The 13617-nt window shown below is 61.2% G+C and carries 13 protein-coding genes; 6 read left to right on the top strand and 7 right to left on the bottom strand.

From position 1 onward, the window contains the following. Positions 1-89: 89 nt before the first annotated feature. The 3 genes from FNU76_RS12450 (at position 90) to hslU (ending at position 3361) form a co-directional block, all read left to right on the top strand. Positions 90-1331, top strand: a complete 1242-nt coding sequence (locus FNU76_RS12450; RefSeq protein WP_144278500.1) for an STAS domain-containing protein — start codon at positions 90-92, stop codon at positions 1329-1331. A gap of 100 nt (positions 1332-1431) precedes the next feature. Continuing rightward, on the top strand, positions 1432-1965 hold the full coding sequence (gene hslV / locus FNU76_RS12445; protein WP_144278499.1) for an ATP-dependent protease subunit HslV: 534 nt from the start codon (positions 1432-1434) through the stop codon (positions 1963-1965). Between the two features lie 70 nt (positions 1966-2035). After that, positions 2036-3361, top strand: a complete 1326-nt coding sequence (hslU, locus tag FNU76_RS12440; protein WP_144278498.1) for an ATP-dependent protease ATPase subunit HslU — start codon at positions 2036-2038, stop codon at positions 3359-3361. Between the two features lie 4 nt (positions 3362-3365). Here hslU and FNU76_RS12435 read toward each other — a convergent pair whose 3' ends face one another. Both FNU76_RS12435 and creD read right to left on the bottom strand, forming a co-directional pair. After that, the gene (locus FNU76_RS12435; RefSeq protein WP_144278497.1) at positions 3366-3800 is read right to left on the bottom strand and encodes a hypothetical protein; all 435 of its coding nucleotides are present in this window, start codon (positions 3798-3800) and stop codon (positions 3366-3368) included. Then, on the bottom strand, positions 3801-5126 hold the full coding sequence (gene creD / locus FNU76_RS12430; protein WP_144278496.1) for a cell envelope integrity protein CreD: 1326 nt from the start codon (positions 5124-5126) through the stop codon (positions 3801-3803). 266 nt (positions 5127-5392) lie between these two features. On the opposite strand from creD, the gene FNU76_RS12425 reads away from it, so the two are divergent. Beyond that, positions 5393-6823, top strand: a complete 1431-nt coding sequence (locus FNU76_RS12425) for a leucine-rich repeat domain-containing protein (RefSeq protein WP_144278495.1) — start codon at positions 5393-5395, stop codon at positions 6821-6823. Between the two features lie 40 nt (positions 6824-6863). On the opposite strand, the gene FNU76_RS12420 is transcribed toward FNU76_RS12425, so the two are convergent. The 5 genes from FNU76_RS12420 to FNU76_RS12400 form a co-directional block, all read right to left on the bottom strand. After that, a complete protein-coding gene (locus tag FNU76_RS12420; protein WP_144278494.1) occupies positions 6864-8171 on the bottom strand; it encodes a leucine-rich repeat domain-containing protein in 1308 nt (435 codons plus the stop codon). A 291-nt stretch (positions 8172-8462) separates the two neighbouring features. Beyond that, positions 8463-9092 carry a PEP-CTERM sorting domain-containing protein gene (locus FNU76_RS12415; RefSeq protein ID WP_179958096.1) on the bottom strand — a complete coding sequence of 210 codons (630 nt, stop codon included), beginning with the start codon at positions 9090-9092 and terminating at the stop codon, positions 8463-8465. Between the two features lie 337 nt (positions 9093-9429). Then, complete coding sequence (gene creC / locus FNU76_RS12410) at positions 9430-10884, bottom strand: two-component system sensor histidine kinase CreC (protein WP_144278492.1); 1455 nt, start codon at positions 10882-10884, stop codon at positions 9430-9432. Continuing rightward, positions 10881-11573, bottom strand: coding sequence for a two-component system response regulator CreB (creB, locus tag FNU76_RS12405; protein WP_144278491.1), 693 nt, complete (start codon positions 11571-11573; stop codon positions 10881-10883). The genes creC and creB overlap by 4 nt, the downstream gene beginning before the upstream one ends. A 71-nt stretch (positions 11574-11644) precedes the next feature. Then, a complete protein-coding gene (locus tag FNU76_RS12400; protein WP_144278490.1) occupies positions 11645-12493 on the bottom strand; it encodes a DUF3034 family protein in 849 nt (282 codons plus the stop codon). A gap of 79 nt (positions 12494-12572) precedes the next feature. Between FNU76_RS12400 and FNU76_RS12395 the strand changes: the two genes are divergently transcribed. Continuing rightward, positions 12573-12992 (top strand): group I truncated hemoglobin, encoded by a 420-nt coding sequence (locus FNU76_RS12395; RefSeq protein ID WP_144278489.1) that lies wholly within the window; start codon positions 12573-12575, stop codon positions 12990-12992. Further along, the gene (locus FNU76_RS12390; RefSeq protein ID WP_179958095.1) at positions 12989-13615 is read left to right on the top strand and encodes a methylamine utilization protein; all 627 of its coding nucleotides are present in this window, start codon (positions 12989-12991) and stop codon (positions 13613-13615) included. The genes FNU76_RS12395 and FNU76_RS12390 overlap by 4 nt, the downstream gene beginning before the upstream one ends. Positions 13616-13617: the final 2 nt, after the last annotated feature.

The raw sequence follows: 13617 nt of genomic DNA, 5'->3' as shown, positions 1-13617 counted from the left end.
TTGCAGACAAGGGGTGCGCATTTTCCACCTCAGGCAGTAGAATCGGCGCACCGCGCGTGAGAAGCGCGGGCTATCGGGGCAAAATTGTGGTGTTTTCCTTCTTCAAGAAAAAAGACGTAACGCCGGACGAACCGCTGCCCAAGGCACCGCGACTGGTCCAGCCCAAGGCTGCCGTCCCGCCGGGCGGGCAGGCTGTGGAATCGGTGGAAGCAGCCGAGGCGCAACGCGAGTTGCCGGTACTCGACTTCACCACCATCGGTCCGGCAACGATATCCGCCGCCAAGATCGATGTGGCCGAAAGCGATATGCTGTCGCCGGCCATGGAGCAGGCGGCGGTCAGCTTCGCCAACGACCAGATCGACGATGCCATTTCCATCCTGGCCGGCGATATCGTCACCGCCGAAGGCCACCATGCCTTCGACACCTGGCTGATGCTGTTCGACCTTTATCAAATGCGCAATCGCCGCGCCGAGTTCGACGAGCTTGCCCTGAAATTCGTGGTGGAGTTCGAACGCAGCGCGCCGGTCTGGCAAAGCGGCGGGGCGAGCAGCAAACCGGCGGCGGCCCCCCAGGCGGCCAAGGCCGGCGGCCCGTATTTCCTGTTTCCCCATAAGGTTATCGCCGACGGTATCGAAGGCTTGCTCGACCAATTGGAAAAGCACACCCAGACCGGGGTGGCCGTCCGCGTCGATTTCGGCCGGATCGATCAGATCGAATCGGCCGCCGCGGCAGCCATCGTGGCCCGCTGGGTCAAATTCAAGAAGAAGAAAGCCAAGTTCCAGCCTACGGGAGGGCCCGCCTTCGCCGAAAAGCTCAAAACCCGCATCGAAGTCATGCGCCGGGTGGAAGAAGAAGCGCCCTACTGGCTGCTGCTGATGGAAATCTTCCAGCTGCTGGGCTTGCAGGAGGATTTCGAGAACACCGCGGTGGATTACGCCATCACCTACGAGATGTCGCCGCCCTCCTGGGATGCCACCGCCAAGACCAAGACCGTGGCCGAGGTCGCCGCCGACGATGCCAAGCTGCGGGCCGAAGCGCCGCCGCCGGAACCCGACGAGGATGCCTTCAAGTTCGAAGGCGCCATCATCTCGGCCAGCGACGCCGTCTTTGCCCCGCTGCACGAGTACGCCAATACGCATAGCGAGGTACGGATAGATTTTTCCCGCGTACCGCGAGTGGACTTCGTCAGCGCCGGCATGCTGATGAATACCTTGGTGGCGCTCACCGCGCAGTCCAAGCATGTCACCCTGATCGGTGCCAATGAACTGATCGTGGCCCTGTTCCGCATCATGGGCATCGCCGAAGTCGCCACCATCGTCCGGAAAAAATAAGCACGTCCCGGCGTACCGTCCGCCGATTCGTCGTGAGCTTGTAATCCAAGCGTAAGCCCCCCATGTTCAGGGAAGTATCCCACTCCCTCGGACAAGTCCCATGCAGCAATTTGACGGCACCACCATTCTTTCAGTCCGCCGAGGCGACCAGGTCGCCCTGGGCGGCGACGGCCAGGTCACCCTAGGCAATGTGGTGATCAAATCCACCGCCCGCAAGGTGCGCAAGCTTTATCACGACAAGGTGATCGTCGGCTTCGCCGGCGGTACCGCCGATGCCTTCACTCTATTCGAGCGTTTCGAAGCCAAGCTGGAAAAGCACCAGGGCCACCTGCTGCGTTCCGCCGTGGAATTGGCCAAGGATTGGCGTACCGACCGCATGCTGCGGCGCCTGGAAGCCATGCTGATCGTGGCGGACAAGACCGCCACCCTGGTCATTACCGGCAATGGCGACGTGCTTGAACCCGAACAAGGTATTGCCGCCATCGGCTCGGGCGGGGCATTCGCCCAGGCCGCCGCCCGCGCTTTATTCGAACATACCGAGCTGGCGCCTGAACTGATTGTCAAAAAATCACTCGAAATCGCCGGTGACATCTGCATCTACACCAATCAGAACCATCTGATCGAAACACTGTAGCCCCCGGTTGGCCAAAAGCCGCCGGGTTTCCGCAGAAAGGTCGGCCTCATCCGATCGATAAAGGCAAAACATGAGCCAGATGACCCCTCAGGAAATCGTCCACGAGCTGGACAAACATATCGTCGGCCAGCACAAGGCCAAGCGCGCGGTGGCGGTCGCCCTGCGCAATCGCTGGCGGCGCCAGCAGGTCGGCGAGCCGCTGCGCAGCGAGATCACCCCCAAGAACATCCTGATGATAGGACCGACCGGGGTGGGCAAGACCGAGATCGCCCGCCGCCTGGCGCGGCTTTCGAACGCCCCGTTTATCAAGGTGGAGGCCACCAAGTTCACCGAAGTCGGCTATGTCGGCCGCGATGTAGACAGCATCATTCGCGACCTGGTCGAGATGGCGCTGAAGCAAACCCGCGATATCGCCACCAAACGGGTGCGCGGCTTGGCCGAAGAAGCCGCCGAGGAACGCGTGCTGGACGCCTTGCTGCCGCCGCACCCCAGCCAATTCGGCAGCCAGTCGAGCCCAGGCGGCGAGTCCGGCGAGACCCGCCAGAAATTCCGCAAGATGCTGCGCGAGGAAAAGCTGAACGACCGCGAGATCGAAATCGAAGTATCCGACGGCGGCATCAGCGCCGAGATCTTCGCGCCTCCGGGCATGGAGGATCTCAGCAACCAGATCCAGACCATGTTCCAGGGCATTGCCCAGCAAAAGCGCAGCACCCGCAAGCTCAAGGTGCCCGAAGCCATGAAGCTGCTGATCGAGGAGGAAGCCGGCCGCCTGATCAACCAGGAAGAACTGAAAGCCGAAGCGCTGATGGCGGTGGAACAGAACGGTATTGTCTTTCTGGACGAGATCGACAAGGTCACCAGCCGTAGCGAAGGCCACGGCGGCGACGTCTCGCGCCAGGGCGTACAGCGCGATCTGCTACCGCTGGTGGAAGGCACCACGGTCAGCACCAAGTACGGCATGGTGAAAACCGACCATATCCTGTTCATCGCCTCGGGCGCCTTCCATCTGGCCAAGCCATCCGACCTGATTCCCGAACTGCAGGGCCGCTTCCCCATCCGGGTCGAACTCGACTCCCTGTCGGTGGCCGATTTCGAACAGATCCTCACCGGTACCGACGCCTGCCTGACCAAGCAATACCAGGCCTTGCTCGCCACCGAGGAAGTCGTGCTGGAATTCACCCCCGACGGCATCCGCCGCTTGGCCGAGATCGCCTTCCAGGTCAACGAGAAGACCGAAAACATCGGTGCGCGCCGCTTGTACACGGTCATGGAACGCCTGCTGGAAGACGTGGCCTTCAGCGCGCTGGCGGGCAAGGTGAGCATCGACGCCGGTTTTGTCGATAAGCGCCTGGGCGAACTGGCCCAGTCCGAAGACCTGGCCCGTTACGTCCTGTAAGTGCTCAGCATGGCCGTCTCCGCGCGTCGGCCAGGCCGGTCGGCTCGGCGTGTTGCAAAGTCGCGGCCGGCACGCAGGCCGCCGCTTGCAGACGCTGCTCCTCCACCTGGGCGGCCACCCCGCCAAACAACAGCGCCAGCGGGAAATTGGCCATCAGCAGGACAATCGCCAGGCCCGCGCCGGGTACCCGGCGCCTGCCGGCGCGCAAGTAGGCGGCGTAGATCAAGCCCGCTCCCGCGCCGAACAGGGCGAATCCCAACAGCACATTGAGCAGACCGATCAGCGGCAGGAAATTGGCGGCGCTATAGACCCACCCCCCCAGGATCAGGCTGCCGCCCAGCATGGGCAGCAGCCCGCACCACTGCGCCGCCCGTATCGTGCGGCGCAGGCTGGTGGGCGTGGCCGCCCGTCCCGACAAGCAAGGGACGTACATTGACATTTATTTCTCCTCCACATTGTTCAAGCCATACCAATCCAGCTTGCGGGTCAGCACCATCGCGGCCGTCAACAGGCCGAACAACAGGATGGAACCCAGCAGCAGAGCATGATCGGCCGAGCGCAGCAGGACGAATAACATCGCATAGAGGCCCGCCAGCAGCGCGGCAAATGCCAGGCCCCGCAATCTGCTGCCCAGGGCATGGGCGGCATAGAAGCCATTCTGTGCAACGCAGGCTGTCGCCGCCAACAAATAGGCCGGCGTAAAGGACCACTGCTCGGCAAAGGACAATAGCAGGAGGAAGAACACCGCCAGCGACATGCCGACCAGGCCGTACTGCACCGGATGGATGCTGACGCGCTTGAGTACTTCCGTCAGGAAGAAGGTGCAGAAGGTGAGAAAGACAAACAGAAAGCCATACTTCACCGCCCGTTCACTCTGCAAGTAGACATCTACCGGCTCGACCAGGCGCACGCCCATGCTGGCGCCACGGAACGGGTCGCATTCATTGCTCTGCACGCAGTTTTCGAAATGCTCGCTCAAATTGCTGGAGAACCAGGACGCACGCCAGCGTGCCGTAAAGCCCTGTGGACCATAATCGCGGTTTTCCGGCAGGAAGCGGCCGAAGAAGCTGGGTGTTTGCCAATCCGATTGCAGCGAAACCTCGGTATCGCGACCCAGCGGCAGCAAACTCAAATCATCCATCCCATCCAGTGTCAGCTTGAAGCTGAAGGGCACGGTGACGGCGTTGCCATCGTAGTTCGGCAACATGGCGTGGATACCGCTGCCCAGGGCTTTCAGCTTGGCACCCGGTGCAAAACCGACCTTTTCCTTACCCCATTCCGTGGTGGGACTGGCCTTGATGCCGCGCACATCCTGCACACCCACGCTTAAATAAGGCTGACCCCATTGCCGCGTGGCATCCGCCGCCAGACCCGCATTGGCCGGCAGCACGAAGTGGCCCTTGACGGTCAGGTCGGCGGTGTAGCGCTGGGTCTCGTAGATCCCCCGCCGCAACATCTCGGTGCGCAGGCGGCCACCCACGGCCAGTTTATCCGGCAGCACGCGCACCTGGAAATCGCGCCAGGCGGTATGCGTGGCGCCCGAATTGTCGCTGGCCGTGACTTGCACCTGTTGCCGGTAGGGCAGCACCCAGACCGGTCCGGCCAGCAATTGGCTGCCGGCCGTGCCATCCGAAATCGATTTGATGGCCTGCTCGCGGAACATCTGCCTATCCGACACCATGCCGCTCACCATGGACAGCGGGATCAGCAGCAGCAGCGCCAGCACCCCGATGGCCAATACCTTCAGGAATAAAGATCTAGACATCACTCGCTCCTCGTTGAGATGGCAGCAAGTATGCAAAGGTCGTGTGCGCTAAGGATGCGGCGAGTGTGAAGTTGTATGAAGTCCGCCCAACGCTGGATCCACTCTTTTACGTTAAAGCAAAAATTTGGGTGAAATCGCAATACGCTGCCACTGCAGCCGTGGCAATAAATTGGACAAGCTGCACTTTGAAATAGCCCCTAGCGGGCGGCGTTGCCGGATATCGTCTCGCCCAGGGAGCCGGAGCGTTTGGCACAGGAACCGTCTCAATGATGATTTCAGGCACACCCCTTTCCGTAAGCGCCGGATATGCCGCGCAATCTACGTCGGAAGATCGGCAAAGCGAACGCATACGCGAATTTTACGATCGCCTGCGTAAATGCGATCGAACGCTCGAGGCGATTAGACTGGAGGGCGCGGACTTCAGTCCCGGCGATATCGGGGAGCTTGTCGATCTGCTCAAAAAAAATCGCCAAGTCCAAACGCTTGAACTGGCGCACAACACTTGCGGTCAACAAGCCGCACACATACTGGCCAATGCGCTCGCCGAAACTGGCCTCACCGCGCTCTCGCTCTATCGGATGAACGTTGGCAACCAAGGTGCGGAAGCGCTTGCCAAAGGGCTCCAGCAAAACAATACCCTCCATGTACTCGAACTACGTGAAAACCAGATCGGTGCACGCGGTGCACACGCGCTGGCAAATGCCTTACCTCACAGTCGCGGCCTGACCGTTCTCGATCTTTCTGTAAACCAATTTGGTCCCAGCGGCATCAGCTCGCTGGCTGAATCGCTTATCCGCGGGTGCCCGCTCGTCAATCTCACGCTAAATCATAATACTTGCGGCGAAATCGGTCTGCGGGCCTTGGCCCGGGTGCTTACATACAGAACGCCGCTCACATCACTTGCGCTAATCGCATGTAGCCTTGAAAGCGATGGCATGGAAGAATTTGCCCGTGGGCTGTCACGCAATACCAATCTAACCTCGCTTTATTGTTGCCACAACAAAATCGGCGATAAGGGCGCGGAAGCACTGGCGACTGCGCTGGAAAGCAATTTACATTTAACTCAGATCGACCTGAGCCATAATGCCATCGGCGATGCCGGTGCGCGGAAGCTGGCCCGAGCGCTCCCGCTCAATACTTCCTTGGCCGTCCTTGGGCTTTGGAGCAATAAAATCGGTGACGATGGTGCAAATGCGCTTGCCGAGGGGCTACAGCTAAATTCAACCCTGATAGATATGCCTGCCCTCGATTTGAGGCCATCGTTTGATAGCTCCGCGCGTATCGCCAAGCACATCCTGGACGATATCGGTACATTACTCTCGCGCAATGAAACACTGGCATACGCGCGCGCAGAGGCTTTTCTCGAGGCGGGCAGGCAATTGGCCAATACCCGCCTCCTGATGGCGGCATGTGTTCAATTCAAGCGCGCGGAGCGAACATGCGGGGCGCCGCGCTTCCTTAGCACTGTGCGACGGGAAATTGAAAACGCCCGACTGAAAATCAAGGTGGCCGATGGGCTGGTCAAAGAGGGCCAAAAGCAAATGGCGAAGCAATATTTTCAAGCGGCCGAGTGGTATTTCAAAGCAGCGCTGATAGTTTGTACCGACCACGAAACCGCGCTACACGGCATGCATGAGATTGACGAAATCAAGGTACGTTTATGCACGCTCACTCCGCCTTCGTTTGGCAGTCGCTAACACAAGCGACCCCATCCGGGATGTCGGATGAAATCATGGTTTATTTCAACCGATAGCCACCGATATGGCGTTTCCGGGCCAAGGCAAGATTGCGCTCTAATAATTTTCTGATAGCTAACCATGTCGAGTCGTCCTTCATTTCGGGATCGCCAGCCAAGGTCGGTGGTTCTTCCAGACCCGGGCTGAACTCCCGCTCACCCCTGCGTGAAGCATCCAGGGAAGTGAGCGTATGATTGCCACGCAAGGCTTCCAATACTTCGTGCATATTGGCGTCGCTGACGGGACCCAGATAGAGCGTGGCAAGTTTGCTGTTGCGTTTCAGTGCAGAGGCTAACGCTGCCAAGCCTACAGCACTGATCGGTACTCCACCCAGGTTGAGCAAGGTCAGGCTGGATTTTTGCTGCAGGGCCCCGAACAAGGCGATTACGCCGTCTTCACCGATGGGGTTTCTGGCCAGACTGAGCGACTCCATACTGGGGTCGAACCGCAGGGCATCAGCCAGGGCTAGTGCGCCGCGGGTATCGATTCGGTTGTCTGCCAAGTCGAGTCGGGTCACGCATTCGGACTGCTGCACGAACGCGGCCAGCGCTTCTGCGCCGATGCTGCCGATCTGGTTTTCGCCCAGTTCAAGCGAGATCGGGCCGACTTCCCGCCGTAGTGCGCGCGCCAGCGCCTGCGCGCCGGTATCGCCGAGCTGGTTACAGTTAAGGCTGAGGTAGCTCAGGCTGGGATTGCGCTCCAAAACCGGGACGAGCGCCTGCATACCGGAACTGTCGATCTGGTTGTTATCCAGGTCGAGCATTTGCAGATTGGTTCTGTGCTGCAAGTTGCGAGCCAAGGACACCGCGCCGGCCCTTCCTAGTCCATTGCTGCCCACGCCTAGCCTGGTCAAGCTGGACGCTTGCTTCAACGCCCCGCCCACGCCCGCTCCCCACATGTCGGCGCCAAGATCGTTATGCCATAGTTCGAGTTCGATCAGCTTGGGTGTGTGCTGCAGGATGTCGGCGAGCGCTGGTGCGCTCTTTGGTCCGAGCTGGTTACACGCCAGGAAGAGCCTGGCGACATGGGCGTTGTGCCGTAGGGTGTCGGCCAGCGCCTGTGCGCCTTTCTCACCTATTTTGTCCTGACTTAGATCAAGGCTCGTCTGGTATGGATCGCGGCCCTTCAGGTCGGCTAGTACTTGGCGCAACCTGCTACCGGCGAGCAGTTTCAACGGTCGTTTGGTATTCACCGAATCGACGGAATGTCTATGGCGAAATTCTGCGGTCCATTCCTTTGGATGTTTGGAATCCAATCCGGCAGACGCCAATTCGAGGGAATGAGTTCGACAGATCCTGGATAAATCCATGCTGAGGTCTCCACTTGCTTCTGGGTATTTACAAGATGAACTGGACCGACGTGCCCGTTGGAAAGGGAGCTTGGTCCAGCAAGCGTGCTCGGCCTGAATGGCGGCGAGCACGAACCAAGGAAGCGGCAATAGGCGCGGGTGGCTATTGTGATCGGCTTTGACTTACGGGCTTTTGCGCGGGAACGGCGGCAAGTAGCTTGCTATCGCCCCGGAATAGGGGGCGTGGATAAAACAAAAGGGACTTTGATTGCTCAAAGTCCCTGAACACCCGCTGGTACGGCGGCGTCCTGCTTAACGGATATTGGCGCCCATTCGACGACGGGCAATAAAGCCCATGGTCAGCATGCCGGCCATCAGCATGACGTAGCTGACGGGTTCCGGCACCGGCGCGGGCACGAACGAAGCCAGGATGGCCATGTCGTCGAAGTCCTTGTCGGCGGCGAAGTCGTTGAAGGTAATCAGCACCGAGCGCTTGTCGCCGCTGAGGATGGTACCGATACGTCCGGCATTGATGCCGCCGTTGACGGCCTTCTGTGCGGCATTGCCTTGCGACAGGAAAGCAAAGTCCAGCGCGCCGGTCACATTCAGGTTGGTGAAGCTGCTGCCGACCTGGCTGGTGGCATTCTTGAATACATTGGCGCCGCGCACGAAGAAGTTATTGTACGAAGCTTCACTGCCGAGGAATTGGTAGCTGACATCGTCCCTCCCGCCCTTTACCGACAGCGTGCCGCCCAGCTTGAGATCGCTCAGGCTCATACCCAGCGAGGCCAGGTCCAGCCCGGCGATCCCGAAGGCACCCTGTTCGAAAGTGCTGGGCTTGGCGTTGCTGGCCCCCGTGATGGAAAACTTGGCCGACGCCTGTACGCCCACGGCCGCCGCAGCCAGAACCAGGCCAATGACGAGTTGCTTTATTTGCTTCATATATGCTCCCCAGCGATGAATTGATTTGCCCGTGTAAGGCTTTGATGCGAACGAATCATAACCAGCCTTGCGCTGCGACGAAAGGACCATTTTCGCCCAAAGTACGCTTCGTAACTTATTGAATTATTTGCATATATGACAGCGTCAACGGGGAAAATCCCGACTTTCCCCCGCTCTGCGGCAGGGTGTCGGCCAAGCCTGGATAATCCCTTGAATAAAAAAGAAATTATCAAACTGCAGAGTTCGCCACAGGAAAATAAGAGAAATCTGATTGTCTGTGGATAACTGAACGGATCCACTCCCCCGCATTAGCGGTGGGCGCCCGGTTAAAGTGAAATTATTTTTCCGGCTGACCGGTCCGGCCCTTTCCCGCCGGCAAGTCGAGCACCGCCACGGCGCCGCCCGCCTCATGGTTGCGCAGGCTGATACTGCCGCCATGCAAGGCGGCCACTTCTCGTACAAAGGGCAAACCAAGGCCGGTGGAACGAGTGCCGCCATCCGGGCGCGGCAGCGAGTAGAAGCGTTCGAACACCCTATTCAAGGCATAGTCCGGCACGCCCGGCCCTTGATCGCGCAGGCTCACCCGCACCACGCCATCGACCGCCTCGGCACGAAGCTGTAAAGCACTGTCGCCCGGAGCGAAGGCGATGGCGTTGTCCAGCAGGTTGGACAACGCCTGGCCCAGCAGAAAACGCTCGCCCCGCACCCGCAGCGTCTCGGCCACCTCCAGCTGGCAGACCAGTCCCCTGGCCCGCAACTGCTCGGCCTTGTCATCACAGGCCTGCCGCAGCAGGCTGGCCACGGTGATTTCTTCCACATCGGCCAAAGCCTGCCGGCTTTCCAGTTGGGCCAAGGTCAGCATCCGGTCGATGATCTCCGTCATGCGCTCGGCTTGGGTGCGGATATTGCGGAGAAAGCGCGCCTGGTCGGCGGCTGGCATGCTGGGCTCGATCAATTCGGCCGCGCCGCGTATGCCCGCGAGCGGACTTTTCAGCTCGTGGGTCAAGCCATGGACATACTGTTCGACATATTGCTTGCCCTCCAGGCGGTTGCGCATGGTGTCCAGCGCCTGCCCCAGCACCCGGACTTCGCGCCCGGACAGCGCCGGCAGGCTGACCCGCTCGCCCCGCGCAACCGCCTGGGCATACTGCTCCAGCCGGGTCAGCGACCGGGTGATCCACCATGACAACAGCAGCCCCAGCAGGCCGCCCGCCACCAGCACCAGACCGCCGGCCCGGGTCAAGCCATCCAGCGCTTGCTGGAAAAAGGGCCGCACGCTGTCTATCGGCTTGGCGACCGTCACCACGCCAATCAATTTTCCGTCATGCTGTACCGGCGCGGCGACATGCATGACCGAACTGGTCGGGTCGGCGGGATCGCCCCGGGTGGTACGGGCGCCATAGCGGCCCTGCAGGGTGAGATAGACATCGTTCCAGCGCGAATAGTCCTGGCCATCGGCCAGATGGTTGGAGTCGTACAGCACCATGCCCTGGGCATCGGTGACATAGATGCGGTGATTGGGCTTGTCCTTCCGTATGCCCCAGATCTCGGCATTGAGGCGCCGGTCGGCAAAGGCTTCCAGATTGCGGGCAAACTCGCCCTTGGCCACCGTACCCGCCACCAGGTCGCGCCGAGAAAATTCGGCCAGCAGATTGGCGGTATCGACCAGGGTATCTTCCATAGACTGCTTGAGCGCCGGCCGCAAACGCTCCCGCGAGGTGTCGAGCAGAAACCAGGCGACCAGTCCGACCATCACGAAGTAACCCAGGAAGATGCGTATCCCTATCCTCATGCCGCCGGCCCGGCAGTCCAACTCAGGCTATAGCCCAGGCCCCGATGGGTACGGATGGGATCGCACGCCGGATCGGCTTCGCGCAGCTTGGCGCGCAGCGAGCGGATATGCGCATCCACCGTGCGCTCGAAGCTGGCCGCCGGATCCTGCCAGACGGCATCCATCAGCTGGCTGCGGCTGAATACCCGCTCCGGCTGCTCCAACAGCAAGACCAGTAGCCGGTATTCGTAGCGGGTCAGGTTCAGCACCTGGCCGGCCAGGCAGATGCGGGCACGGGCGGCATCGTGTTGCAAGCCGGCGTTAGGGAGTACGACGGGGATTGGGGCGCTGCCGCGCCGCAGGATAGCCTTGATGCGTGCCACCAGCTCGCGGGGGCTGAAGGGTTTGACCACGTAGTCGTCCGCACCCAGCTCCAGCCCCACCACCCGGTCGATTTCGTCGCCGCGTGCGGTCAGAAACAGCACCGGGGTGTCGTGATGCTGGCGCACCTGCCGAAACAGCTCGAAACCGCTAATATCGGGCAGGCCGACGTCCAGCACCAGGAGATCGGCGCCTTCGCTATCGAGCACCGCCAGCCCGTCCCGTCCCAAGGTGTGCCAACTCACCACGAAGCCTTCCCTTTGCAGGGCATAGACAACGGTATCGGCAATGGCCACTTCGTCTTCGATCAGCAGAATGCGTTTGTTCATGGGCGAGGATTGTACGGGGACGCGTGGCGCTCAGATATGCCCGACGCAGCCCCGCGCGGCTCACCCATCGGCTAAAAGTCGAGCTTGACCGAGAAGTACGGGCCACGCTGCCCAGGCTGGTCGGCGATATTGCCCATCTCGGCATGCGCCAGCGCCAGCGAGCAGCGCCGGTTGGGAATCCAGGCCAGGAACACATCCGCGAAACGCTGCTCGCGGAACACCGATAGATTGTTGTTCTTCTGTCGATATTCCAGGCCCAGCACCAGCGCATCGGTCAAGAACACGGCGGCGCTGGCCTCCAGCCGCAACTTGCGGCGGTCCGAACGGTCGCCGCCAAAGCCGAGCAGGCCCAGTTGGTTGGCACGGGTGTAGCGCAGCGTGCCATTAAGCAGCGCACTTCTGCCAGCCGGACCGTCCAGCCATACCTTGGTCGCGGCCAGATAGGGCTCGACATCGCTGGCGTGCTTGGCGCCCAGCAAGGCGGGCAGCGAGAAATCGCGGTTGCGCTTGGCCATCAAGCCCAGCGCCAGTTGCGGCCAGGCTTGGTCCTGATCGTACACTGCATCGCCATATACCTTCCATTTCAGGCCGACGATATCCTGTTCCAGGTGCCGTCCCGGCACGGTGGAACCCAGGCCGAAGCGCTGGCGGGCAAACGAGAGTTCGACCCGGTCGAACAAGCCCACCGAGGCGCCCGCCACGTCCAACCGGAAGCCCTGGCTATCGACCCGCGTGACAAAGGCATTGCCGCCCACCTGGTCGCGGCTGCCGTAGCCGGCAATCAAGGCCCAGGGCACCAGACCGCCGCCGGCCGCCCCTTCCAGCTGGCTCATGCCACCCGTGCCGGGTAGCCGCGAACCGGCGGCTTGCGTCCCCAGCGATACGGACAGAACCAGCAACAAGGCAACGTTTCGCAACATGAGTGCAACTCCGTTGAACGGGTGACGAGGCATTTGTGCAGTCTATACTTCAGCGAACGAATCGCCAGCCGGAGTCTTTATGCGCCTACGCCTCGCCCCGCTCCTGTCGTTTGCCCTGCTGATACCCCCCGTGCCGGCGGACAGTCTGTACCAACGGCTGGGCGGCGACGCGGGCGTTGCCGCCATTACCGCCGACTTGCTGGCTGCCAGCACGCGCGATCCGGCCACCCGCGGCAGCTTCGTCAAGGTCGATCTGCGGCGGCTGCAGCGCATGCTGGCCGAGCATCTGTGCCATCTCAGCGGCGGTCCCTGCCAATACACCGGCGACACAATGAAACAGGTCCATGGCGGGCTGGGCATCAGCGAGGCGGCGTTCTACGCCATGGTGGAAAACCTCCGCAATGTGCTGGATGCGCACCAGGTGGCGCAGGCCGACAAGAACGCCCTGCTGGCCATACTGGCGCCGATGAAGCGCGACATCGTGGAGTACAAGCGATGAGCGCCGCGTGGCGCGCCCTGTGCGCGTTACTCGCCCTCTACCCCGTCCTGGCCCACGCCAACGATATCGGCATCAGCGTGACCGATCCGGCCGGACAGCCTTTGCCGGACGTAGCGGTCCACGCCAAGCCGTTGTCCGCGCCGCCGCCCAGGCTCAAGCCCGGCAGCGCCATCATCGACCAGGTCAATAAGGAATTCACGCCGCTGGTGAGCGTGGTCCAGGTCGGCACGCTGATCAGTTTCCCCAACAAGGACAGCATTCGCCACAACATCTATTCCTTCTCGCCGGCCAAGCCGCTCAGGCTACCGCTGTACTCCGGTACCCCGGCGGAGCCGGTGCTGTTCGACAAGCCCGGCCAGGTCGTGCTGGGCTGCAATATCCACGACTGGATGATCGGCTATGTGCTGGTGGTGGACAGCCCCTGGTTCGGCAAGACCGACAGCAAGGGCCAGCTCAACTTGGCGGAACTGCCCAACGGCGAGTATGAACTGGAGATCTGGCATCCCTATCAATCGCCAGCCAGCCCCGCCCAGAAGATCAAGCTGGCGCCAGGAGCGCCTGCCCAGTTCAGCTTTCGCCTGAAGCTGGCACCCGCGCCGGAACGCCAGCGCGGCCATTATTGACA

This window comes from Chitinimonas arctica, from assembly GCF_007431345.1.
GTDB lineage: Bacteria > Pseudomonadota > Gammaproteobacteria > Burkholderiales > Chitinimonadaceae > Chitinimonas > Chitinimonas arctica.
This window is presented reverse-complemented; position numbering and strand designations above follow the sequence as displayed.